At 67.0% G+C, this 23,865-nt stretch carries 23 protein-coding genes; 18 read left to right on the top strand and 5 right to left on the bottom strand.

Annotated features, from left to right (window positions below):
- Window positions 1–219 precede the first annotated feature (219 nt).
- From KUG39_RS11920 to KUG39_RS11900, 5 genes are all read left to right on the top strand, one after another.
- Entirely contained in the window at window positions 220–429 is a 210-nt protein-coding gene (locus KUG39_RS11920; RefSeq protein ID WP_190612339.1) for a type II toxin-antitoxin system HicB family antitoxin, read from the top strand.
- Window positions 426–638 (top strand): type II toxin-antitoxin system HicA family toxin, encoded by a 213-nt coding sequence (locus KUG39_RS11915; RefSeq protein ID WP_216915272.1) that lies wholly within the window; start codon window positions 426–428, stop codon window positions 636–638. Before KUG39_RS11920 ends, KUG39_RS11915 begins: the two co-directional genes overlap by 4 nt.
- A 139-nt stretch (window positions 639–777) precedes the next feature.
- Complete coding sequence (locus KUG39_RS11910) at window positions 778–1,371, top strand: peroxiredoxin (protein WP_286193138.1); 594 nt, start codon at window positions 778–780, stop codon at window positions 1,369–1,371.
- A 38-nt stretch (window positions 1,372–1,409) separates the two neighbouring features.
- Window positions 1,410–2,888 carry a DUF1254 domain-containing protein gene (locus KUG39_RS11905; RefSeq protein ID WP_216915268.1) on the top strand — a complete coding sequence of 493 codons (1,479 nt, stop codon included), beginning with the start codon at window positions 1,410–1,412 and terminating at the stop codon, window positions 2,886–2,888.
- A gap of 89 nt (window positions 2,889–2,977) precedes the next feature.
- Window positions 2,978–4,387: a DUF1254 domain-containing protein gene (locus KUG39_RS11900; RefSeq protein WP_216915266.1), complete on the top strand. Its 1,410-nt coding sequence runs from the start codon at window positions 2,978–2,980 to the stop codon at window positions 4,385–4,387.
- 56 nt (window positions 4,388–4,443) lie between these two features.
- On the opposite strand, the gene KUG39_RS11895 is transcribed toward KUG39_RS11900, so the two are convergent.
- Window positions 4,444–5,226: a GGDEF domain-containing protein gene (locus KUG39_RS11895; protein WP_216915264.1), complete on the bottom strand. Its 783-nt coding sequence runs from the start codon at window positions 5,224–5,226 to the stop codon at window positions 4,444–4,446.
- A 231-nt stretch (window positions 5,227–5,457) separates the two neighbouring features.
- On the opposite strand from KUG39_RS11895, the gene KUG39_RS11890 reads away from it, so the two are divergent.
- From KUG39_RS11890 to KUG39_RS11865, 6 genes are all read left to right on the top strand, one after another.
- A complete protein-coding gene (locus tag KUG39_RS11890; RefSeq protein WP_353617383.1) occupies window positions 5,458–6,402 on the top strand; it encodes an alpha/beta fold hydrolase in 945 nt (314 codons plus the stop codon).
- A gap of 7 nt (window positions 6,403–6,409) precedes the next feature.
- On the top strand, window positions 6,410–7,261 hold the full coding sequence (locus tag KUG39_RS11885; RefSeq protein ID WP_286194010.1) for a DNA alkylation repair protein: 852 nt from the start codon (window positions 6,410–6,412) through the stop codon (window positions 7,259–7,261).
- Window positions 7,194–8,828: an alpha/beta hydrolase gene (locus KUG39_RS11880; protein ID WP_216915260.1), complete on the top strand. Its 1,635-nt coding sequence runs from the start codon at window positions 7,194–7,196 to the stop codon at window positions 8,826–8,828. Before KUG39_RS11885 ends, KUG39_RS11880 begins: the two co-directional genes overlap by 68 nt.
- Before the next feature lie 33 nt (window positions 8,829–8,861).
- A complete protein-coding gene (locus KUG39_RS11875) occupies window positions 8,862–9,719 on the top strand; it encodes an ABC transporter six-transmembrane domain-containing protein (RefSeq protein ID WP_216915258.1) in 858 nt (285 codons plus the stop codon).
- Window positions 9,720–9,794: 75 nt separating this feature from the next.
- Window positions 9,795–10,109 (top strand): hypothetical protein, encoded by a 315-nt coding sequence (locus KUG39_RS11870; protein ID WP_216915256.1) that lies wholly within the window; start codon window positions 9,795–9,797, stop codon window positions 10,107–10,109.
- 788 nt (window positions 10,110–10,897) lie between these two features.
- Entirely contained in the window at window positions 10,898–11,623 is a 726-nt protein-coding gene (locus KUG39_RS11865) for an oxygen-binding di-iron domain-containing protein (protein ID WP_216915254.1), read from the top strand.
- Here KUG39_RS11865 and KUG39_RS11860 read toward each other — a convergent pair.
- The gene (locus tag KUG39_RS11860) at window positions 11,620–12,333 is read right to left on the bottom strand and encodes a class I SAM-dependent methyltransferase (protein WP_216915252.1); all 714 of its coding nucleotides are present in this window, start codon (window positions 12,331–12,333) and stop codon (window positions 11,620–11,622) included. The genes KUG39_RS11865 and KUG39_RS11860 overlap by 4 nt on opposite strands.
- 147 nt (window positions 12,334–12,480) lie before the next feature.
- On the opposite strand from KUG39_RS11860, the gene KUG39_RS11855 reads away from it, so the two are divergent.
- Entirely contained in the window at window positions 12,481–15,252 is a 2,772-nt protein-coding gene (locus tag KUG39_RS11855; RefSeq protein WP_216915284.1) for a cyclic nucleotide-binding domain-containing protein, read from the top strand.
- 37 nt (window positions 15,253–15,289) lie between these two features.
- Window positions 15,290–16,006, top strand: a complete 717-nt coding sequence (locus KUG39_RS11850) for a potassium channel family protein (protein ID WP_106222779.1) — start codon at window positions 15,290–15,292, stop codon at window positions 16,004–16,006.
- On the opposite strand, the gene KUG39_RS11845 is transcribed toward KUG39_RS11850, so the two are convergent.
- Entirely contained in the window at window positions 15,963–17,645 is a 1,683-nt protein-coding gene (locus KUG39_RS11845) for a cation:proton antiporter (RefSeq protein ID WP_199297226.1), read from the bottom strand. The two genes, KUG39_RS11850 and KUG39_RS11845, sit on opposite strands and share 44 nt — an antisense overlap.
- An 87-nt stretch (window positions 17,646–17,732) precedes the next feature.
- On the opposite strand from KUG39_RS11845, the gene KUG39_RS11840 reads away from it, so the two are divergent.
- Window positions 17,733–19,373 (top strand): amidase family protein, encoded by a 1,641-nt coding sequence (locus tag KUG39_RS11840; protein WP_216915250.1) that lies wholly within the window; start codon window positions 17,733–17,735, stop codon window positions 19,371–19,373.
- 13 nt (window positions 19,374–19,386) lie between these two features.
- Window positions 19,387–20,487, top strand: a complete 1,101-nt coding sequence (mtnA, locus tag KUG39_RS11835) for an S-methyl-5-thioribose-1-phosphate isomerase (protein WP_216915248.1) — start codon at window positions 19,387–19,389, stop codon at window positions 20,485–20,487.
- Window position 20,488: 1 nt separating this feature from the next.
- Here the strand turns inward: mtnA and KUG39_RS11830 are convergent, their stop codons facing one another.
- Together KUG39_RS11830 and KUG39_RS11825 are read right to left on the bottom strand one after the other, a co-directional pair.
- Entirely contained in the window at window positions 20,489–20,857 is a 369-nt protein-coding gene (locus KUG39_RS11830) for a cytochrome c oxidase assembly factor Coa1 family protein (RefSeq protein WP_216915246.1), read from the bottom strand.
- A 75-nt stretch (window positions 20,858–20,932) separates the two neighbouring features.
- A complete protein-coding gene (locus KUG39_RS11825) occupies window positions 20,933–21,361 on the bottom strand; it encodes a hypothetical protein (RefSeq protein ID WP_094586776.1) in 429 nt (142 codons plus the stop codon).
- Window positions 21,362–21,486: 125 nt separating this feature from the next.
- Between KUG39_RS11825 and KUG39_RS11820 the strand changes: the two genes are divergently transcribed.
- The 3 genes from KUG39_RS11820 to KUG39_RS11810 are packed head-to-tail and all read left to right on the top strand — an operon-like array spanning window position 21,487 to window position 23,855.
- The gene (locus KUG39_RS11820; protein ID WP_216915244.1) at window positions 21,487–22,551 is read left to right on the top strand and encodes a sulfurtransferase; all 1,065 of its coding nucleotides are present in this window, start codon (window positions 21,487–21,489) and stop codon (window positions 22,549–22,551) included.
- Between the two features lie 36 nt (window positions 22,552–22,587).
- Window positions 22,588–22,725: a hypothetical protein gene (locus tag KUG39_RS11815; RefSeq protein WP_216915242.1), complete on the top strand. Its 138-nt coding sequence runs from the start codon at window positions 22,588–22,590 to the stop codon at window positions 22,723–22,725.
- A 26-nt stretch (window positions 22,726–22,751) separates the two neighbouring features.
- Window positions 22,752–23,855, top strand: coding sequence for a YeeE/YedE thiosulfate transporter family protein (locus KUG39_RS11810; RefSeq protein WP_216915240.1), 1,104 nt, complete (start codon window positions 22,752–22,754; stop codon window positions 23,853–23,855).
- Window positions 23,856–23,865: the final 10 nt, after the last annotated feature.

The following is a 23,865-nucleotide window of genomic DNA, read 5'->3' as shown; positions in this document are numbered from 1 at the left end:
GGCCCGAGGCAGGTAAGTCCTGCACTGCAATGGTTTTGGCGGAAGTCGGTTCGAAGCCTCGGCGTGGTTCACGGAAGGGTGTGGCCGGAATTGGGTGGTTATCTGAAACCGTCTAATTGGCGTTAGCCGAATCTCTGGAAAAGGCGCCTGGCTGAGCGGAGGTACAGGATGCGCCCTGGCATGTGATGTTGCTACAGTTGCATCAATAGGGAGCTAAGCATGAAGTTCACTTTGGAGTGCGAACAAGAAGTAGACGGTCGTTGGATCGCCGAGGTGCCGGAGCTACCTGGAGTTCTTGCATACGGAAGTTCGTCTGCTGACGCAATGTCAAAGGCTGAAGTCCTAGCCCTGCGTGTTATCGCTGATCAACTTGAGAATGGTGAAGCCGAGCCAGTCAGCATCCAGTTTTCAATTCCACTCTCTGCATGAGTAGTTGGCCGTCAGCCAAAGCCAAGAAAGTATTGGCAGCCTTGCAGGCCATTGGATGGAGAGTTAAGCGTCAGACAGGATCGCACAAGACGCTTGAACATGCAGACTATCCGGACTATGTCTTTGCGTTCCATGATGGCGAAGAGATTGGCCCTGGGATGTTGGCTCGAATCGCTAAGCACACTGGTCTCGAACCAGGTGATCTGTGATGCAGGCTGGAAATCGCCTAACAGCGCCATCCACCTGATCCGCCACCCATATGACAATGTGGCTTTGCTACAGGCTTTATCTCAACTCTTTTTGGCCAGGTGATCCCGAATGTTGGGCGTCTCATCTAGATGAGGTTGCATGAGTACCAATCTGTCCCAGCTACCATCCGACTTGCCCCGCCCGGTTGATGATGGTGCGACAGCGCACCTTGAAGGGTCCGTTCTACCGAGTGTCGTGCTCCATGCCACGGACGGCGGTGCCTTCAACCTGGGCGAGTTGAAGGGCCGTTTTGTCATCTACGTCTATCCGATGACCGGGCGCCCCGATGTGCCCTTGCCGGATGGATGGAATGGCATCCCCGGTGCGCGAGGTTGCACCCCCCAGTCCTGTAGCTTTCGAGACCACTATGGCGAACTCAAGGAGCTTGAAACGGGAGTCTTCGGATTGAGTGCTCAGACAACCGAGTATCAGCGTGAGGCCCGGGAGCGTCTGCATCTCCCCTTCCTACTGTTGAGCGACAGTGCGCTCCTTCTGAAGGGTGCGCTGCGGCTGCCGACTTTCTCCGTCGCGGGCATGGAGCTGTTCAAGCGGCTCACGCTCATCGCCGAGGACGGCAAGATTCGGAAAGTTTTCTATCCGGTGTTTCCTCCTGATCGCAACGCCGATGACGTCCTCTTGTGGCTCCGGTCTGACGCCCAACCCAGCGCTGCAGCGGGGTTGGCTGGGCCGTAGCTGAACGAGCAGCTAGGGTCGATTGCTGACATAACACCGTGAAGTTCAACCTCTTTCGGAAGTCGCTGATCGCCTCCCTGGCCGGTATCAGCTTCTTCAGTGGCGTGCACGCCAAGCAGCCCGCAGCCTCTGATGTCCAACAGACAAGGCTTGGGGTTCTTCAACTGGAGAACGGCTACCCCACCAAGGCCACCGCTGCCAGGCTCTACGACGAGCTCGACTTCCAGCGCGCCACCCAGGCCTACCTCTGGGCCCTGCCGGCCGTGGGCTTCAAGGCGCTCTACGACGCCCAGGCCAAAACCTTCGGTGCCCGCAACGGCGATGTGGTGCTCTACCAGACCCTGAAGGACAAGGCGGGGATGCTGACCCCCAACATCACCACCCTCTACGCCTTCAGCTTCTGGGACCTGGCCAAGCAGGGCCCGTTGGTGATCGAGGTGCCCGCCGGGCTCACCGCCGGCGGGGTGATGGACATCTGGCAACAGCCGATCACCGACATGGGCCAGACGGGACCCGACAAGGGCGCCGGTGGCAAGTACCTGATCCTGCCCCCGGGCAGCCCCGAGCCGGTGGCCCCCGGTTACCGACTGGTGCGTTCCCCCAGCAACCAGATCTGGTTCGGCACCCGAGGCCTTGATCCCGACAAGGCTGTGGCCGAAGCCACGGTGCGCCGCCACCGGCTCTACGGCTGGAACCAGCGGGACAACCCGCCCACGAACGCCTATGTGCCGGTGGCTGGTCGCCCCTGGCAGTCGGCCCAGCCCGCAAACCTGAACTACTGGCGGCTGCTGAGCGAGCTCTATGCCAACGAGCCGGTGGCCCCCCGCGACCGCATGCTGTTCGGGATGCTCGCTCCTCTGGGAATCACCCCTGGCCAGCCCTTCCAACCGGATGCCCGCCAGGCCAAGGTGCTCACGGAGGCCGCCCAGGTGGGGGATCTGATGGCCCGCACCATCGCCTACGACAAGCGAATCCCCGGCGCAACGGTGTACCCCGGCAAGCAGTGGGAGTACGCGGTGCTGTTCGACCTCGACCAGGAAACCCCCGACCGACGCCGGGTGCAGCTCGACGAGCGCAGCTCCTGGTTCTACGAGGCGATCGGCATGTCGGCGGGGATGCAGGGGCGGATCGTGGGCTTTGGCCAGGTCTACCTGGAGGCCTCCAAAGATGCCAAGGGCCGCTGGCTCGATGGCGGCCGCACCTACCGGATGCGGGTGCCGGCGGCCGCGCCGGTGAAGCAGTTCTGGTCGATCACCCTCTACGACAACCTCAGCCGCGGCCCGCTCATTACCGACCAGGGTGCCGCTGACCTCAGCTCCCGCAAGCCGGATCTGGTCACCAACGCCGATGGCTCGGTGGATGTGACCTTTGGCCCGGTGCGGCCCGCCGGCGCCGCCAACTGGATCAAGACCACCCCGGGCAAGGGCTGGTTCGCCTACTTCCGCTTCTACGGCCCCACCGAGGCCTATTTCAGCAAGGCCTGGCAGCTGAACGACATCGAAGCGCTCAAGCCCTGAGGCAACCCTTCGCCTGACAGCCGCCCTCCGTACCCACAGCGTTCCCAGCCAACACGATGGTCCCGACCCCCAGCCGACCAGCGGTCGCCTTGATCGCCGCCCTTATCGCCGCCCTACCGCTGAGTCCCCTGGGTTCCCTGGCCGCGACACCGGCTGCGGCACCAGTCCCCAGCTCAGCGAGCCAGGCCAAAGCGCCCAGCCCCGCAGAAGCCCGCGCCATCGCCAAGGAGGCCTGGCTCTACGCCTATGCCCCCCTGCAGGGCTACCAGACCCTCTGGAACCAGACCCAGAACAAGGCGTTCCCGGGCTACGTGGGTGGCTTCGACCGCTTCCGCCACTACAGCCGCTCCGCCACCCCGGCCGACAAGGACATCGTCACCCCCAACAACGACACGCCCTACTCCTGGGCCTGGCTGGATCTGCGGAGCGAGCCGATCGTGCTGTCGCTGCCCGCGGTGCCGGCACCCCGCTACTACGTCAACCAGTGGTTCGACCTCTACACCCACAACTTCGCCTACACCGGCGTGCGTTCCACCGGCCGCGGGGCCGGTACCTATCTGTTCGCCGGACCCAACTGGAAGGGCACGGTGCCAAAGGGCATCACCAAAGTGTTCCGCGCCGAAACCGACTTCGTCGGCACCCTCACCCGCACCCAGTTGAACGGGCCCGATGACATCCCCGCCCTGAAGGCGATCCAGGGCCAATACGTCCTCACGCCCCTGTCGCGATTCACGGGCCAACCGGCGCCACCAGCCGCCCCAGCGGTGGCCTGGCCCGCCTGGGACGCCAGCAAAGCGGAAGGGATCGGCTTCATCACCTACCTCAATGCCCTGTTGCCGTTCATGCCCGCCGTGCCATCGGAGCGGGCGATGCGGGCCCGGTTCGCCCGCATCGGCATCGGCCCCGGCCTGCCCTTTGATCCGGCCCGGCTGGATCCGAAGCTCCGCACCGCCCTTGAGGAAGGGGTGGCCGAGGCCAGCCAGGAGCTCAAGGCCAAGGCCCAACAACAGACCAGCTCCCAGGGATTCTTCGGCAGCCGACAGCAACTGGGGTCCGATTACCTCACGTTCCGCTCGATGGGAGCGATGCTGGGGATCTATGGCAACAGCGGTGAAGAGGCCTTCTATGCCACCCAGCAGACCGGGCCCGACGGCCAGGTGCTTGATGGGCGCAAGCGATGGGTGCTGCGATTCGAACCGGGCCAGCTGCCACCGGTGACGGAGTTCTGGTCGGTGACGATGTACAAGCTGCCGGAACGCCTGCTTGTGGAGAACCCCATTCAACGCTATTCGATCGGTGATCGCACATCCGGACTGAAGCTGGGACCCGATGGATCCCTGGAGATCTATATCCAGAGCGAGAATCCAGGAGCGGACAAAGTCTCGAATTGGTTGCCTGCGCCAGCTGGACCCTTCTTCTTCGTGGCGCGCTTGTATGGCCCTAAGGATCCAGTCCTGAAGGGAACATGGAAGCTGCCACGCTTGACAGAAGTCAAGTGAGCCAAGCTAAGGAACAACTGAATCGCTTGACGAATACGCGCTGCTGAGTGGAGGCGCTAGTCTGCGATCGCCCACTGATTGCGACCGTTTTCTTTTGCCTTGTATAATCCCTTGTCTGCTCTTGACAGCAGGTTGATGCACTTCGGGTCTGGTGGGATAAATGGGCTGATGCCAATGCTGACCGTGCTGCGAATAAACTCTCCAGAAGTTAGTTCGATGGTGGCATTGGCCACGCTCTCTCGAATCCGTTCAGCGACAGTGCACGCCTCTGGCAAGGGTGTGTTCGGAAGAAGGACGACAAACTCTTCGCCACCGAAACGTGCAATGACATCATGGGGGCGGAGGGTGGATTCACAAACTTGAGCAATCTTCTTCAGGACGATATCTCCATTAATGTGCCCATGGCATTCGTTGACTGACTTGAAATTATCAACATCAAGAATTAGCAGCGACATTGGCTCATCAGCGTGCAGAGTTCTTTCTGGCTCGATCTCGAGGCAGTCCAGAAGATAGCGTCGACTGTACACCTTCGTTAGGGGGTCGCGGTTGACCATCTCTAAAAGCTGGGTTTGTAGATCCTCCAGCTCAAGTAAGAGCTTGACAACAAAGCTGCTTGCTAAAGGCGCAACGATTCCGGGAACAATGGCGCCAATCAGTAATGACTTCAGAAGGACATCCCTTCCCTCCCACCAAAACACAGTCATGATTACTCCAGTAATCATGACTGACATCAGAACAGAGAACAACGTGATCGCGAGTACGGAGCGATAACGCCCCATGCCGAAGACTGCGTTTCGCCAGGTCTTTGCTGTTTGAGTGCCAGGAGCGGCCGTTGTCATGGCCAAGAATCAGTTGGCGAATGAAAGGAGGCAGAGAAAAAGACCGGCGTCATGTAGCCCTGAGTACTATCGCTACAGCATAAATCATCGGGACGGAGAATGCTGTGATGTTTTGATTAGAGTCGGTGGTGATCGTTCGCGGCTCCATTCAGCCGGTTTGTTTCTGTCGCAAGCGTGACATCAAACGACCTCGCAAGGCCCCCTGCATTGTCAGGCCCTTCTGCAACAGCAATGGCTCAGGTTATGCTGCCGGCCTGGATAACCTCCAAAGAGGACGTACAGTTGGCACATGAAGGAAGCCTCCGGGTTGGCAGCCGAACCCTTGCCTATCTGGAAACTGGCGACAACTCTGGACCACTGGTCATCCATAACCACGGTGGGCCCTCCAGCCGTCTGGAGGCGAATCTCTTCGCTACGGCTGCAAGGGCCCATGGGCTGAGGTTGGTCTGTGTGGATCGGCCTGGCATCGGTGGGTCTGACCCTCAGCCTGGCCGCAGCTTCGCGTCATGGGCCAATGACCTCCTGGCCCTGGCCGAATCGTTCGGTGCCCAGCATTTCGCGGTGACCGGCTGGTCGGAAGGGGGCCCGTGGGCACTTGCCGCCGCCGCCTACCTGGATCCTGCCCGTCTGGCCCATGTCAGCTGCATCGCCGGTGCCAGCTACGGAACGTTCGGTGCCAACTGGGCCGCGAAATACCAAAGCAGCGTTGATGCGCTTGGGGGGCGCCTGGCGTTGCACTTCCACCCTGGCTTCAGGCTCATGTATGAACTTCTGGGGTTGAGTGCGACGCGCTTTGAGGCCAGCTATCTACAGGCGCTGAAGAAGTCGATTGGTGCCTCTGATAAGGAGGTGCTGTCCGATGAGGGAGTCTGCCAATCTTTTCTGGAGGCATCGCGTGAGTGTTTTCGTCAGGGTGCCGAGGGACTGGTCGCTGACGCCACGATGCTCTACGAGGCCTGGCCCTTCGACTTGACCACAGTGACGCGTCCGGTGCATTTCTGGCAGGGAACGGATGACAAACTGGTGCCTGAACCCATCAACAGGACGGTGGCGGACCAAACCCCCGGAGCCATCTGGCATTCCATCAGCGGCGGAGGCCATTTCATTGCCCTCAGTCATGCGAAAGAGATTTTTGCCCAGGTGGCCAGCGATCTCGATGGCCATGGGCATGGATAGGACCTCCATGGCGCCTCAAGGACCCACCATCCCTTCAGCACCGCGATCCATTCAGAAGGGCACGCCTCTGAAGCTCCTGCTGGGTCAGGAGGCCATTGAGTGTCTGGCGCAGAATATTCAGTACGTCGATGCACACTTCCCGGCCAGCCGATTCTGTGAATCCGCATTGGCCGGCCTTGAACCGTTGGCCATCATGCAGCGCGGTTTGCACATCGCCAAGGCGCTCCACGAATTCCTGCCTGGGAACTATGAGGAGGCGATCAGGGTTCTCATGGCGTCCTTGACGCCGGAGAAGTCAGACACAGAAGACTTGGGCGTGGCAGGCTTTTTCTATCTTCCCCACAGTTTCTTCGTTTCTGAATATGGGCAGCATGAGCAACACAACAGCGGCAACGACCCTTTTGTGGCGTCAATGCTGGCTTTGCATGCGTTGACCATGCGATTCACGGCGGAGTTTGCCATCCGCACGTTCCTGATCCAGCAGCAAGAGCGCACGCTGGAGCAGGTGGGCCAGTGGATTGCCGACCCTAACCCGCATGTGCGGCGCCTCTGCAGCGAGGGGACGCGCCCAAGGCTCCCATGGGGCAAACGTATTGCCTCGTTTATTGCCGACCCAAGGCCAACACTGCCCATCCTTGAATCCCTGAAAGACGATCCATCACTGTATGTTCGCCGCAGCGTTGCCAACCACCTGGGGGACATCGCCAAAGACCATCCGGATCTCGTCTATGCCACCTGTGAGCGTTGGCTGCAGGACGGCGCCTCCACAGATCTGCAGTGGCTGATCCGCCATGCGGTTCGCTATCCCGCCAAGCAGGGAGATGCACGCGCACGCAAGATCCGTGCGGCAGCTTGCTAACATCAATCAACCGCTTCATGGGCGGCTGCCGTCAACTCCGTTGTTCCGATTCGCTCTCCTGGCCATCGCTGTCGTTGCCGCCGGAGGTTCCGCTCCTGCCGATGCAGCGCCAAGTGCGGCCAAGTTCGGCCCGGCATGGCAATCCGTCGACTGCAAGACCTTCGACGTGCCCGCCGCCATCGCAGCTCAGTCGGATTGCGGCTATGTCATCGTCCCTGAGCAGCATGCGAAGCCCAAGGGACGCACGATCCAGCTCGGCGTGGTCCGCACCCGCAGCACGGGCCAAACCCCGGCGGCTGACCCCCTGTTTGTGGAGCAAGGCGGCCCTGGAGATTCCACCATCGGCGACATTGCCAATGGAGCCCTGCCGAAGTACCCCGAACTGCCGGCCTTGCTGCAGGGCCGTGATCTGATCTTCGTGGAGGAACGGGGGACCCGGTATGCCAAGCCCTTCCTCTTCTGCCCTGAGCTGCATGCCCACAACATCGCCGTGGCGCAGGGGAAGCAGAACTACACCGATCCCAGCTGGATCAGGGCCTGTAACGCTCGCCTGAGGGCCCAGGGGATCAATCCCAGCGCCTTCAACACCCGCGAGAACGCGGCTGATATCTATGCCGTCGCCGCGACGCTGGGCTATCCGGTGTTCAACTATTACGGCGTGTCCTATGGCACGTTGTTGGGGCAATACGTCATCGCCCAGGCTGACAAGCACCAGCCGAAACTTCGCAGCGTGATTCTTGATGGCGTGGTGCGACCGGATCTTGATTTCAATCTGGCCTCGAGTCATACGTTCAGCTATGCCCTGAGGAACGTGTTCCGCGCCTGCGCGCAGGACCAACAGTGCAATGCGGCCTACCCGAATCTGGAGTCGACGTTTCTGGCGATCGTTGATCGGCTGAACCGTAAGCCCCTCCCCCTGACGCTCACCATTCCCTCGAGCAAAGAGACCTTCGCCACCCAGCTCGACGGCACGGCCTTCGTCTCAGGCGTTGTGGCCTATCTGGCCCGGCCCTATTCCGGCGAATCGTCCCGGGGCAGTTCCTTGCCCCGGTTCATCCACGCCGCCAGCCAGGGCAACTTCGGCTGGATCGCCGAATCCCTGTCGGATCTCGAACCGAGGGGGGCCAGGGAGATGTATCACACGGTCGTCTGCGCCCGGGGTCGATCGGTGCGGCTCCAGCCCGCCCAGGTGCTGCCGCCGCCCTACCCGCAGCTGCTCCCCCTGGGCCTGCGCGAAGCCGAAGCGGTGAACAACGCCTGCGACGTGCTCCAGGTGGAGCAGAAACCTCCCTTTGTCTACGCCAATCCGCAGATCCCCACCCTGGTGCTGAACGGCAGTGACGACCCGGTCACCCCAGCCCCCTACGGCGAAGCCGTGGCCAGCAACTTCACCACCGCCTACGTGTTCACCTTCCCCGGTGTCGGCCATGGGGCGCTGTTTTCCCCGCCAGGGATGCCTGCCGCCGCCTGCGTGACACAGATCGCCGCCGACTTTCTGGCCAACCCGAAGCAAGCACCCGACAGCCGTTGCCTGGCCCAGGTCAAGCCGGTATTCGTCGTTGAGTGATCGCTGCCAGGCTGGTGACGTCAGGGCCCGGTGATGCCGCAGACCCTCCTTTCCACCCTCTCCCGCGCTGAACGGCTGTCGATCGCCGGCACCTATTCCCTGACGCTGCTGGAGAACCTCTGCATGCTCGCCTACCCGGCCATCACCGGCTGGGCGGTCGACGGGTTGCTGAAGGGCAGCTACCGGGGCCTTTCGGCCCTGATCGCCGTGTGGCTGGTGCACCTGATCACAGCCTTTGTGCGCCAGCGCTTCGACACCCGGGTCTTCATGGGCCTCTATGCCCGCCTCGCCGTGCGCACCGTCGCCGAGCAGCAGCGCCTCGGCCATGGCACCAGCATCGTGTCGGCGCGGGTGGAGATGATGCGCGACATGGTCGGCTTCTTTGAGGCCGACGTGCCGGCGATGTTCTCCCAGGTGGTGACCGTGGTCGGCTCGCTGGTGATGCTGTTCACCTACGACCTCCAGGCCGGACTGATCGCCATGGCGGTGCTGCTGCCGATGGGGCTCGTCAACGCCTGGTACTGGCGGCGTGCCCTGCGCCTGCACCGCGGCCTCAACGACCAGATCGAGCGCGAGATCGAGGACATCGAGGCGGCGCGCCCGCTGCGCCTGCGGCGCCACTTCGGCCGGGTGCGGCGCTGGCATGTGCAGCTCTCCGACAGCGAGTCGTGGACCTGGACCGTGACGGAGCTCGCCACGATCGTGGCGCTCGTGGTGCTGCTGATCGACTTCACCCGATCGGCGTCTTTCAGTGCCGGCGCCATCTATGCCGTGCTCGCCTACGTGTTCGACTACCTCGAGGGCCTCGACAGCGCTCCGGCGCTGGTGAACAACGTTGCCCGGCTCAGGGATATCCGGGCGCGGCTGGGCAACGCTGAGGCGGTTGATTGAGCGGACTGGTCAGCTCATGGAGCGGACGGGTCACCTCGCTTAGCGTCAAGCTCTTGCTCCACCGGCTCCAGCGCGATGGCCACCACCCTGCGACTTCTGCTGGCGGGCCTGTTGCTTTCGGTGCCCGGCGCCGCTTCGGCCGGCGAGTTTCCCGTGCAGGGCGGCTACGGCTTCGACGCCCTCAAGCCGACGTCCACCACATGCCATCGCATCACGTCGCAGGAGGCGGCGAGATTCACCCGCTGTGAGTTCTCCCCGGCCGGCTACGCCTTCGGGCTTCCTTCCCAGTACCACAAGTGCGACGCCTTGCCCCGGGGTGAAGTCTTCATCTACCAGTCAGCGGCGAAGTGTCAGGCTTCTCTGGAGACGATGCCGTCGAATGGGCCCTGATTGGGTGCTGTGGACCCATGCCACCGGGCTGGCGCCACTCTCCCCAGGGCAAGCAAGCCGAATCGGCCGCCGGTCCTTAACTGGTTCTTAACGATTTACTTCAATGGCGTTTGAAGGCGGCGTTTTGGTCTGAAATGAGAATCATTAGGCTGACGCGGAGCGGTGAGGCCCCGGAAGATTGCTCTCATTGGCATCAGTGGCACTGGGAAAACCACCCTGGCACGTTGTATCTCACGGCTATCGGCGATCCCGTTGCATCACATGGATTGTCTGATCTGGGCTGAGAATTGGGCCGAACGCAGCCTGGAGGCAATCGATGCGGAGCTGCAGGCCATCCTCAGAACGGATGCCTGGATCGTCGAAGGTTGGATTGATTCGTACTCCCAGAAGATCTTGGAAGCTGCGGATCTTGTGATCTATCTCGACTATTCGGGTTGGTTGGCCCTGTGGAGTGGCCTGAAGCGAGGTTGGAGGCATCGTGTCACGCCCCGACCTGAGCTGCCTGCCGGTTGCTGTGATTCCTGGAGGTTGAAGGCTCTCCTGGCCCTGCTGCGCCAAGAAGAGCGGCCGCGGATTGAACACTTCCTGGCGACGTGGGCCCCCGCCAACCTGGTCCGGTGCCGATCGCGATCGGAAGCTGCCGTTGTGCTGGGACGCATGGGCTTGAGCGAAGGGCCCGGGAGGGCGGCCTAGATGTCCACGTTGGCATCGCTCCGGTGTTCGGGATCCAACGTCTCGATGAGGTTCCGTCAGCACGGCATCATGGCGTTGGGCCCATCTCCTGAACCATGGTTGTCGTCTCTGAGATCGCCCCCGACCTGTTCCGGCTCTCGATCCATGTGCCGGAGTTCGATCTGCAGTTCAACCACTTCCTGGTGCGCGACGAGGAGCCGCTGCTGTTTCACGCCGGGCTCAAGGGCATGTTTCCGGCCCTGCGCGACGCCGTGGCCACGCTGATCGATCCCACCCAGCTGCGCCACATCGCCTGGAGCCATTTCGAAGCCGATGAGATCGGTGGCCTCAACCACTGGCTGGAGCTGGCGCCCCAGGCCCAGCCGGTCTGCACCCTCGTCGGCAAGCTGGTGAGCGTGGATGACTTCGCCCTGCGCCCCGCCCATGGCATGGCCGAGGGCGATGTGCTCAGCACCGGCCAGTACCGCTTCCGTTTCCATCGCACCCCCCACCTCCCCCATGGCTGGGACGCCGGCCTGCTGTTCGAGGAGACCCGCCGCACCCTGTTCTGCTCCGATCTCTTCCACCAGTTCGGCGATGTCGCCGACGTCACCAGCTCCGATCTGATCGGGCCGGCGTGCCAGGCGATGCAGCAGATGCAGAGCGGCCCCCTGGCCGATTACATGCCCTACACCAGCCGTTCGGCCGGCTTGCTGCAGGGGCTGGCCGCGCTGCAGCCGCAGACGCTGGCCGTCATGCACGGCTCCTCGTTCACCGGCAACAGCGAGCAGATGCTGAGCGATCTGGCGGGGGTGATCCAGGAGGGGTTTGAGGGGGGCTAGGGAGTCGCTGGGGTGAGCACCGCCAGGGCTTCGGCCCGGTGGTCGCCCTGCCAGAGCCACTGCCACGTCCAGCCACAGGCTTCGGCGGTGCGGCGGATGGCGTCGCGATCCGGTGGGAAGTCGAACTGGCTGAGGTGGTCGATCACCGGCTGCTGCTGCTCGGGCGCCAGCGCGCCCCAGTCGCTGCGGATCCGGTCCACGTAGCGCGCCACGTAGGCCGGGCGGTCTTCCCCGGGCGGGCGGAACACGTCGGCCCACAGGAACAGTCCGTTCGGGGCCAGATGGCGGCGGCAGAGCCGCAGGAAGCGGGCCTTGTCGTCGTCGCTGAGGTGGTGAATGGCGAAGGCGGAATGGAGCAGGTCCACCGGTTCGGGCCCCGGTTCGGCTTCGGCCCAGGCCAGCAGATCCTGCTCACGCCACTGGCAGGGGTAGGGCACCGGGCCAAGGGCGGCCGCCGCCCGGGGCAGCACCGGGCCGGAGAGGTCCACGCCCAGGTAGGAGCCCAGCGGCAGACCACGCAGCAACGGCGCCATCACGGCCAGGTCGCCGCAGCCGAGATCCACCATCCGGGGCGGCGTTGAGCCGGCCGGCCGTGCCGCCAGCCAGGCCTCCAGCGCCTGGCCCAGGGCCGCCGTCAGGGCCCGGTGCTGCATCAGGTCGTGGTCCACCACCGCCCGGTAGGTGGCCCACTGGCGATCGAAGAAGTCCATCCGATGGTGTTTGCGGGCGTCAGCCTCCACCGTGACGATGGCAGCCCGTGCCCGCGAAACCGCCGGCCAGTCAGCTTTCGGAGGCCATCGCTATGGTCAGCGCCACCTTGGCGCCACGGCGCGAGTTATTCAGTGACGGAACGGCGGATGCATCTGGTGCGCTGGGCGCTCACCACCGGCTGGCTGCTGATCATCCTCTCCCTGCTCTACGACCCGTTCACGCCCCGCTTCACCGAGCCCGACCACCCCTGGAGCCCCCTGCGGCTGCCGGAGGCCTGCGTGACGGTGCAGGGCCTCTGCCTGAGCGAGACCCCCTATCCCCTGGGCACCACCCTGTTCTGGGGCCTGGTGGTGCCCTCGGGGATCTTCATCCTGCTGGTGTTCGGCCATGAGGTCTGGCGGCGGATCTGCCCGCTCTCCTTCCTCTCCCAGATCCCCCGCGCCCTGGGGCTGCAACGCCAGATCGCCAAGGTGAACCCCAAGACGGGCGAGAAGCGCCTGCAGCTGGCCAAGGTGCCGGGCGATTCCTGGCTTGGCAAGCACTACTCCCGGTTGCAGTTCGGCTGGCTGTTCGTGGGCCTCTGCGGCCGCATCCTCTTCTTCAATGCCGATCGCCTGGTGCTGTTCGCCTGGCTCAGCTTCACCATCGTCTGTGCCATCGCCGTGGGCTGGCTCTACGGCGGCAAGAGCTGGTGCCAGTACTTCTGCCCGATGGCACCGGTGCAGAGCGTCTTCTCCACCCCCACCGGCCTGCTGGGCAGCCGGGCCCACATGGCCAGCACGCCGATCACCCAGTCGATGTGCCGCACCGTCCAGCCTGACGGCAGCGAGCAGAGCGCCTGCGTGGCCTGCCAGCAGCCCTGCATCGACATCGACGCCGAGCGCCTGTACTGGGCCAAGCTCCCCTCCCCCGCCTTCGCCTTCGAGCGCTACGGCTACGTGGGCCTGGTGTTCGGCTACTTCGTCTACTACTACGTCTACGCCGGCAACTGGGACTACTACTTCTCCGGCGTCTGGCTGCGCCAGGAGGACCAGCTGGCCCAGCTGCTGCGGCCGGGCTTCTACCTGTTCGGCCAGCCGATCGATGTGCCCAAGCTGGTGGCGGTGCCCCTGTTCCTGGGGCTGTGCACCTGGCTCGGCACCCTCGCCGGCCGGGCGATCGAGTCGGCCCTGCGCACCCGGGTGCGGCGCAGTGGCGTCGAGCCCGACCGCGAGCGGATCCGCCACCGGGTGTTCGTGGTGGCCACCTTCCTGGTCTTCAACTTCTTCTTCCTGTTCGCCGGCCGGCCGCTGCTGTTGCTGGCGCCGGCCTGGCTCCAGTACCTGTTCGACGTGACCCTGGTGGCCGTCAGCACCCTGTGGCTCTATCGGGCCTGGAACCGCTCCCCCGATCTCTACGGCCGCGAGAACCTGGCCGAGCGCTTTCGCAAGCAGCTCACCCGCATGGACCTGGACGTGGGCCGTTTCCTCGACGGCCGCTCCCTGGCCGACCTGGGCACCGAGGAGGTGTACGTGCTGGCCAAGGTGCTGCCGGGCTTCACCGGCCAGAAGCGGCTCGAGGCCTACAAGGGCGTGGTGCGGGAAGCCCTGGAGGAGGGCTTCGTCAACGCCGCCAGCAGCCTGGAGGTGCTCAAGCAGATGCGCCTCTCCCTCGGCATCAGCGACGGCGAGCACCGTCAGGTGCTCGATGAACTCGGGGTGGAGGACCCCGGCCTGCTGGATCCCGACAGCCGCCGCAGCCTGGAGGACCAGGTCCGCCTGAGCGGTTATCGCAAGTCGCTGGAGCGGCTGATGCTGGTGCAGCGCCTCGGCAGCGGCCCGGTGGCGGGCGGCCCCGATGGCGCTTCCCTGCAGGCCCTGCGGCGCGAGTACGGCATCTCCTCCCGCGAGGAGGAGCAGGTGCTCGACGACCTCTCCCCCGCCGCGGCGGCGATCCACAAGGTGGAGCGGCTGCTGGAGCGGCTGCCGGCCCTCACCGACGGCTACCGGGCCCTGCACCAGAGCGCCCTGCGCCACCAGTCCGCCGTGCTCGCTTTGCTCGACGACCGGCTGCAGCTGCGCAAGGAGCTGACCCTGCGGGCGATCCTCGACGGCCTGGCCACCCTCCAGGAGGATCCGGCGGTGCCGGGCCTGGTGCAGCGCCTCCAGGCCATCGCTCCCCTGGAGCTGCCGGAACTGCTGCATCGGGAGGGATGGGAGCGCCGCCTGCCGGCGGGCGTCGCAGACACCCTTGCCCATCCCGGTGGGGAGGCCCCCTCCTGTTCCCTGGAGGTGCCCGTCGAGGAGACCCTCGGCTTCCTGGCCACCCTGGTCGCCGATTCCAGCCCCACCCTGGCCTCCGCCGGCCTGTTCCTGACGGCCTGCCTCGATGGCGGCCGGGCCCGCTCCATGGCGGCCGAACTGGGCGTGCCGGGGGCCCCGGCCCTGGTGCGCCAGACCGCCCGGGCGGTCGAGGCCCTCGACGGCCCCCCGGACCTGCGGGGGTTCCCGGAGCTGGAGAAGCGGGTCTTCCTGGCCACGAGCGATTTCTTCCGCCGCTCCGACTCCGACACCCTCGATGCCCTGGCGTCCCAGGCCGATGTGCGCACCTTCGCCAAGGGTGAGCTGATCACCGAGACGGGCGACACCTGCCGCGAACTGCTGCTGCTGATCGAGGGCCGGGCCCGGGTCCTGCACCGGGACGGGCAGCGCACCTGGGTGGAGGATCTCCAGCCCGGCCGGGTGCTCGACGAGCTCCAGGTGCTCACCCACAGCGCCTCCGAGAGCACGATCGTGGCCGAGGCCGACGGCACCCGCCTGCTGGCCGTGCCGGTGGATTCCTTCGATGCGGTGCTGGAGCGCGACCCCGACTTCGCCCGCCGGGTGCTGGAACTGGAGAGCGGCCAGCTGCAGCGGCTGATGCGGGCGGGAGTCTCCTGAGTCCGGAGTCCCCGGCGCCGTTGGTACCATCACGCCCATGTACGTGCTGATCGGCGGGGCGGGAATGATGGGGCTGGGCCTGGCCCGCCAGCTCCTTCAGCTCGGCCACACCATCGCGATCATCGACATCGATCCGCTGGCCTGCAGCTTCGCCCGCGAGAAGATCGGCGTGATGGCCTTCGAGGGCAGCGCCGTCAGCTCCACCGTGCTGATCGAAGCCGGCATCCGCAAGGCGGATGCGGTGGTGGCCGCCCTGCGGGACGATGCCCTCAACCTGGCCCTGATCACCCTGTCGCGCAGCTACGGCAGTTCCCACATCGTGGCGCGCATGCGCGATCGCGAGTTCCTCCAGGCCTACCGCCTGGCGGGAGCCAGCCACATCATCAGCACCATCGATCTGGCGGTGGCGACGATGGCGAATGCGATCGAATATCCCGATGTCGAATCGATGATGCACTTCGAGCAGGGCCAGGTGAAGGTGCTCAAGCTGCCGGTCCCCGCCGATTGTTCCGTGGCCGGCCGCAGCGTCGCCGCGATCGCCCAGGATCCCCGTTTCCCGAGCGGCTCCCTGATCATCGGCTACCAGCTCAATCCTGAGGCCAGCGTCGAGATCCCCAACGGCAACACCGTGCTCCAGGCCGGATCCACGATCCTGGTGGTCACCAGGCCGGAGTTCGTGCACCCGCTGATCGACTATCTCGGCCTCAGCGCTAGTCGTCGTCCAGCGCTAGAAGTTTCTCATCCAAATCTCTGACGAAGGGCTGCACGAGATCGTCCGGCACGATGCGTTTACGGAGCGCCTCCATCAGGGCCCCCTTCTCGGCCAGGAGCAGGCGTCTCCGGATCGCCTCCAGCGGTCGGGCCCCGGGCTGATCAGGGCCGGAGCGCCCCTCGCTGTAGGCCTCCCGCAGCACCCGTTCGGACGCCGCCACCCGCGCCTGGTAGGAGGCCCACAGTTCCTCGTAGGCGGTCTTCGGCAGCACCCCGGACTTCAGCAGCCGGTCGAGTTCCTCCTGGGCCGCCTTGGAGGCGATCAGCTGGATCTGCAGCCTGCCGATTTCAGCGCCGACCGGTGACACCTGGGCGATGTTCAGGCGTCCGATCAGCCAGGGCAGTGCCAGCGCCTGGATCACCAGGGAGAACAGCACCGCGCCGAACACCAGCTCGATGATGCCGCTCCGGCCGGCCAGCGACAGGGGAATCGCCACCGCCATCGCCATCGAGAGCGAGCCTTTGATGTTGCCCAGCACCAGCACGTGCTGCCAGCGCAGGGGGATCGGTCGATCGAAGCGGCGCAGCAGCGCCAGCAGCCCGTACACCGTGAGCACCCGCGCCAGCTGGTAGGCCAGCACCACCAGGGCGATCGCCGGCAGCGACGTCCACAGGGTCAGGGGGTTGATCTCGAGGCCGATCAGCAGGAACAGGAAGGTGTTGACGATGAATCCGGCGTACTCCCAGAAATTCAGCACGGTGAGCCGGTCGGTGGCCGTGTCGCTGCGTGGCAGGCCCTGGTTGCCGAAGACGAGCCCGGCGATCACCACCGCCACCGCACCGGAGACCCCCAGAAACTGGCCGAACTGAAACGTCCCCAGGGCCAGGGGCACCGTGAGCAGCAGCGAGCTGAGGGGATCGTGGAGGCGCAGGAACACCGGCAGGCACAGGTAGCCCAGGACGCCACCCACCAGCACCCCACCCACCGCCACCACCACCATCTCCCGCAGCCCCTGCGCCACCGTGATCGAGCCCGAGGCATGGATCAGCAGCAGCAGGTTGAAGCTGACCAGGGCGGCCGCATCGTTGAACAGGGTCTCGCCCTCCACGATCGTCGTCAGCCGCGCGGGCACCCGGATCTCCTTGAAGACCGCGATCATCGACACCGTGTCGGTGTTGGCCAGGATCACCCCCACCAGCAGGGCAGGGATCCAGGGGAGCCCCAGCACCAGATGCACCAGCAGCGCGATCACCCCCGAGGCGACCAGGGAGCCCGGCCCCGCCAGCAGCGCGATCGGCTTGAAGGTGCTGCGCAGCCGGCTGATGTCGGTGTTGATCGCCGCCTCGAAGATCAGGATCGGCAGGAAGAGATTGAGCACCAGCGAGGGATCGAGCCCGATCCGTCGCGAGAACACCTCGGTGAACGGCAGGCCCGCCAGCACCAGGCCGGTCACGTAGGGCAGCCGCAGCCGCTGGGCGATCAGGGCCACCGCCGTCGCCAGCAGCAGCAGCACGATCGAAAGGCTCACCAGTTCGGGGATGCCACCGGCCGTCGATCCGGCCGTCGGTCCGGCGCTGGCGCCGCCGCCCGCCACCGTCGCCATGGCCAGCCCCATCTCGTTCAAGTCGGCCACCGCGGGGTTGGGGTCTTCGGTCCGCTCAGTTCGATCGCGGAGCCCCATTATTGGCTCAGGTGGCCACCCTGGGCCGCCCTGGCCGGGGCGGACGGGCCGTTGCGATGCTGGGCAGGCGCTGGGGGCGGCAGGCTCTTGCCCAAGGGGATCGATGTGGGCGGTATCGGGTGTGCCATCGCCCTGACGGCGGTGCTCTCCCCTGCATGGGCGGAGGCTCCGGCGGTGGGGCGGGAGGCCGAGCCGCCTTGCGTGGCCCGGATCGCCGCCGTGCAGCGGGAGATCCTGGGCCGCAACCTGGCCACCGGCTCCGGGCCGCCCCTCAACGCCTTCCAGCAGCTCAACCCCTACGCCCTCGAGCAGGCCGCCGCCCACGACCGCGCCCGGGCGGCGGGCGCCCCCGCCGGTGCCCTCGACTGCCTGCCGCTGGCGGTGAAGGACAACTTCGCCACCGCCGACCAGCCGATGGCGGCCGGGTCGCTGGCCCTGCTGGGCAACCAGCCCGCGGCCGACGCCGAGGCGGTGGGCCGGCTGCGGGCCGCCGGGGCGATCGTGGTCGGCACCACCACGATGGATGAGTTCGCCTTCGGCATCCGCGGGCTCTCGGGGGCGGCGGGCCGGGTCGGCAACGCCTACGACCCCTGGCTCAGCCCGGGGGGCTCCTCCTCCGGATCCGCCGTGGCCGTCGCGGCCGGCTTCGTGCCCCTGGCCCTCGGCAGTGACAACTGCGGTTCCCTGCGGCTGCCGGCCGTCTACAACGGCGCCGTCACCCTGCGGCCCACCCAGGGGCGCTTCCCCAGCGCCGGCCTGCTGCCGCTGGGTTTCGTCAACGGCACGCCGGGGCTGATCGCCCGTGACATGGGCCTCCTGGCCCGGGGCCTGGCGGTGCTCGATCCCACCTGGCGCTCCGAGCAGGCGGTGGCCCCACCGGATCTGCGCGGCCGGCGGCTGGCAGTGCTGGCCCGGGTCGGTGACCAGGACCTGGCGCCCACCACCGAGGCGGCGGCGGCGGCCCTGCGCCAGGCGGTGGAGCTGCTGCGGGCGGCGGGAGCGGAGGTGGTCGAGGCGCTGGTGGTGCCGGGGCTCGACACCCGGCTGGGTTCGGACTTCGTCAAGGGGTCGGGGCGCCGCATCGATGCCCAGCTGGCCCGCTACCCGGGCAGCCGACGCAGCTGGGACGACATCTGCGGCTCCGGCCGCCTGCCGCCGGAATGGACCCCGGCCGAATGCCGCGACCTGTTGGCCAGCGATCCGGCGGCGGAGGCGCGGGCGCGCCGGCGGATGGCCGCCAACCGCCAGCGGCTGGAGCAGGCCCTGGCTGCCCAGCGCCTCGATGGGCTGCTGCTGCTTCCGGATCGGCGCGGTGGCGCCCAGCGCGAGCCCTCGCCCGCCATCACCTGCATGGTGAGCAGCACCAGCGGCCTGCCGGCGGTGGCCCTGCCGGTGGCCGTCGATGGCCGCGGCCTGCCCGTGGGCCTGGAGATCCTCGGCGCCAGCGGCCGGGACGAGGACCTCGTCGCCATCGCCACGCTGCTGGAGGCCCGCCGCGGGCCGCTGCCGGCCCCCCGACCGGTGGCGCCCCTGGCGTCCCCCCTGGATCTGGCCGGCCACAACCGGCTGGTGCCACTGCTGGGCTGGCACGCCTGGCGCAGCCGCCGCGGCGAGGCCCTCGGGGATCTCGAGCCCGCCCGCTTCCGGGCCCTGACCCGTGGGCTGCTGGGCCGGCCCGGTGATGGCGGAAAATCGGAGCCGGCGCCCACGGCCCCTGCGTCCCCATGACTCCCCCTTTCCGATGAACATCGACGGCAGGCCCTGGCGCACCATCTGGCTCGAGGAGGGCGGCCGCTCGGTCGGTGTCATCGACCAGACCCTGCTGCCGCACCGCTTCGTCACCCGTTCGCTCACCAGCGTCGAGGAGGCGGCCGAAGCGATCGTCACCATGGTGGTGCGGGGGGCTCCCCTGATCGGCGTCACCGGGGCCTACGGGCTGATGCTGGCCCTGCAGGCCGACCCCTCCGACGCCTCCCTGGCCGCGGCCTTCGAGCGCCTCGATGCCACCCGCCCCACCGCCATCAACCTGCGCTGGGCCCTGGAGCGGGTGCGGGCCGCCGTGCTGCCCCTGGAACCGGAGCAGCGCGCCGAGGCGGCCAGGGCCGAGGCGGCCGCCATCGCCGAGGAGGACGTGGCCATGTGCGAGGCGATCGGCGACCACGGCCTGCGCCTCTTTCAGGAGATCGCCGCCCGGCGCCCCGAGGAGCGCCGCGGCCAGCCCCTGAACGTGCTCACCCACTGCAATGCCGGCTGGCTGGCCACGGTCGACTGGGGCACGGCCCTGGCGCCGATCTACAAGGCGCACCGCTCCGGCCTGCCGATCCACGTCTGGGTCGATGAGACCCGCCCCCGCAACCAGGGGGCCAGCCTGACGGCCTTCGAGCTGGGGCGAGAGGGGGTGCCCCACACCGTGATCGTCGACAACGCCGGCGGCCACCTGATGCAGCACGGCCAGGTGGATGCGGTGATCGTCGGCACCGACCGCACCACCCGCACGGGCGATGTCTGCAACAAGATCGGCACCTACCTCAAGGCCCTGGCCGCCCACGACAACGGCGTGCCCTTCTACGTGGCCCTGCCCGCCTCCACCATTGATTGGTCGATCGGCGACGGGGTGAAGGAGATCCCGATCGAGGCCCGCTCCCCCCTGGAGGTGACCCGCATCGCCGGCAAGCCCGCGGCCGGGGAGCCCACCAGCGTGCAGCTGGTGCCCGACGGCAGCGACGGCTTCAACCCCGCCTTTGATGTCACCCCCGCCCGGCTGGTGACGGCCCTGATCACCGAGCGGGGCGTGGCACCGGCCAGCGAGGCGGGCCTCCAGGCCCTCTACGCCGCCGCTTGATTCAGAGCGAGGGCCGCAGCAGGCTGATGGGTTCGCCGGGCCCATCCGGCCGGACCGTCAGGGTGGAGTAGGTCCAGGTGCCGGCTTTCTGGCGGGCCTCCACGTAGAGGGTGCCACCGCCCCTCGGCCCCTGCAGGGGAATGGCCAGCTGGGCCTCCCCCGTGCCACCGGAGAGGCTGACATTGCCGGTGACGAGGAAGCCCCCCTGGATCGGTGTGCCCAGCCGGCCGATCACCACCGGATCCCGCTGGGCCTTGGCCAGAGCCTCCTTGTAGGGCGTGGTCGACTTGAGCAGCCCGAACACGAGGCTGACGATCAGGGCGATGAAGCCCGCCACGCCCACCAGCCCGGTGAGGCAGCCGGCCGGCACCAGCCACTTCCAGTGGCGGGCCCACCAGCTGGGGGCCGGGGTGCTGTCCGTGGGGTGACTCGGGTCCGTGACCCCTCAGAGCCCTTCGAAGCGGACGTTGAGGTTGAGCTGGTTGGGGCCGATGGCGGTGGCCTGCAGCACCAGGGCGGCGGCCTTGCCGTCGGCGGTGCCGTCCACCTTGGTGCCCGCCGGGGGATCGAGCACCAGGTTGAAGCCCCACGGGCCCACCACGGTGTTGATCTTGCGCTCGCTGTAGCCCTGCTTGGCCAGGGACGCCTTCACCTTGGCGAGCAGCTCGTCCGGCTTGCCGGGCAGCTGGGTGTTGAGGCTGGTCTGGCCGATGGCGTTGGCGGCGAACAGGCTGGCCGCCGGCTTGGGCAGCGGCAGCGCCAGGCCCTTGAGCAGCGATCCGGCCGGGGTGGCCAGGGCGGCCCCGCCGACCAGGGCGCCGGCCCCCACCAGCAGGGAGGTGGAGAGGGCCAGCAGGCGGGGACGCCAGGGCATGGTTCGGTGGCGGGATGGAAGGAAAGGTAACCCGGAATACCAGGAGCGCCCCACTGTTGCTATCCCCACAACCAGAGGCGCCCGCCGATCTTCTAAGATCGGTTCATCGATCACTTTTGTGTTCAATGTCGTTCTCCAGGGTCCGCCACTCCAGGCTCCGCCTCTCCCGGCGTCTGCTGGTGTCCGCCGCGCTCGGTGCCGCCGCCGCCATCACCACCGCCACCACGCTCGGCATCGGCAGCTCCCCCGCCACCCAGGCCCAGGCCGCCGCTCCCGCCCAGGCCAGCGCCGCTGTCACCACCCTGGCCGCGGGGGGCACGAACTTCCAGGTGTTCTCCCCCGAGCAGGCGGCCGACGCCGCCCGCTCGGGCCGCTGGAAGGTGCTGGATGTTCGCCCGGTGCCGCCGCTCTCCTACATCGGTGGCCACGTGCCCGGCGCCGTGCACCTCTCCGAGCAGGCCTTCCGTGGCCCCAACGGCCGCCTGCCCTTCCAGATCTGGGGTCCCACCAAGCTCGCCAGCCTCCTGAGCGAGGCGGGCATCTCCAACCGGGATTCGGTGCTCGTCTATTCCGACGGCAACGACGTGCTCGGCACCGCCCTCGTCTCCTACATCCTCGAGAAGAGCGGCGTGCGTCAGGTCGCGATCGTCGATGGGGGCCTCAGCGGCTACAAGGCGGCCGGCCAGAGCACCACCAAGGCGTTCCCCACCTTCCAGGCCGGCAGCTTCCGGCCCACCACGGTCAAGGGACTGGCCATCACCCTCAAGGAGCTGGAGCCCCGGATCGGCCGCAAGGACGTGGTGATCATCGACCCGCGTCCCAAGGCCCAGTTCGAGGGCACCGACCAGACCTTCATCCGCAACGGCCACATCCCCGGGGCCAGGAACATCCCCTGGCAGGCGTTCACCGAAGCGAACAACGCCGATGAAGCCAAGAAGAACGCCCACAAGCTGAAGTCCCTCGAAGAGATCCGGGCCCTGCTTGTCAGCCGCGGTATCACCCCCGACAAGGAAATCATCATTTCCTGCAGCACCGGCCGGGAGGCCAGCCTCCAGTTCCTCACCCTCCGGCACCTCCTCAAGTACCCCAACGTGCGGATCTATGAGGGCTCCTGGACCGAATACAGTGCCTCCAATTTGCCGATCGCCGTTGGGCCGGAAGGCAGCCCGGCCCTGGTGAGCAGCCGCTGATCCCCCCCTCCAGTTCCACCCCGTTTCTCCATGTCCATGCCCCTCCTTCGCCAGGCCACCCGGCTCTTCCCCCTGGCCGGCGTGCTGCTGGTGCTGCTGCTCCCACCTGCCGCAGCCCTCGCCTGTGACACCGGCAGCGAGTCCCCATCCCAAGCCAAAGCCAAGAAGCGTTGAGGCGCTTCCCATCTGCCGCACTCGCCGTGGCCCTCGCCGTGGCGGTGGCCGCCGCCCTGGCGGCCCGGAAGCCTGCCTCGGCCCTGGTCTGGGGTCTGGGCTGCGGCCTCGGCCACGTCCTGGTCCGCTCCGGCTTCGGTTTCGCCTCCGGCTATCGCCGGCTGATCCAGCGGCGGGATCCCCACCCGGTCTTCGCCCAGCTGCTTCTGGCGGCGCTGTTGGTGATCGCCATGGCCCTGGTGCTCACCGCCGAGCCCCTCACCGGCCTGCAGCCGAAGCTGCTGGCCACCCCCCTCTCCCTGCCCTTCCTGGCCGGGGCCTTTCTGTTCGGCATCGGCATGGAGCGGGCCCGGGCCTGCGGCTGCGGCACCTTGGCGGCCGCCTCCCGCGGCGGCGGCGGCGTGCTGGCCGCCCTGATCGGCCTGATCGTCGGCGCCTTCCTCGGCACCCTGCACGCCCCGCAGCTGGCGGCCCTGCCCCTGCCGCGCCTGGCCTCCCCGGTCGGCCTGGAGCTGTTCGGCCTGCTGGGAGCCCTGACCCTGCAGCTCGCCTTCATCGCCCTGATCGTTGTGCTGCTGACGCGCTGGAGCGGCCAGGTCCCCTGGCGCTCCCCCAGCCGCCGGCTCTACGGCGGCGCCATCGCCGTCGCCCTGCTGGCCACGGGCCTGCTGCTGGTGACTGCCGAGCCCTGGAAGGTGCTCTGGGGCCTGGCCCTCAGTGGCGCCCACGCCGCCCAGGCCCTGGGCTGGGATCCAGGCAGCAGCCTGTTCTGGGGGAGTCCCCGGGGCCAGGCCCTGCTGGCGGGGCCGGACGCCTGGCTGTTCAACGAGTCCGTGCTCGTCGATCTGGGCCTGCTCTACGGCGCCGTCGCCACCGCCCTGGCCGAGGGCCGTTTCCGCTGGCGCGGTGAGCGGTCCGAGCCCCTGCCGGACCTGGTCCGGCGTGGCTTCGGCGGCCTGCTGATGGGCTACGGCGGGGTGCTGGCCTCGGGGTGCAACGTCAATGCCTTCCTGGGCGGGGTGATGAGCTTCAGCCTGCACGGCTGGATCTGGCTGGCGGTGGCCCTGGCGGGCTTCGCCGCCTCGCTGCGGTTGCGCCCGGCACCGGGCCCCGCAGCCCCGTCAGACTGAGTCGCCGCCC

It is taken from the genome of Synechococcus sp. CCAP 1479/10 (genome assembly GCF_019038515.1).
In the GTDB taxonomy this organism is placed as follows: Bacteria; Cyanobacteriota; Cyanobacteriia; order PCC-6307; family Cyanobiaceae; genus Cyanobium.
The sequence above is the reverse complement of the archived record's forward strand: the minus strand, read 5'-3'. Positions and strand labels throughout refer to the sequence as shown.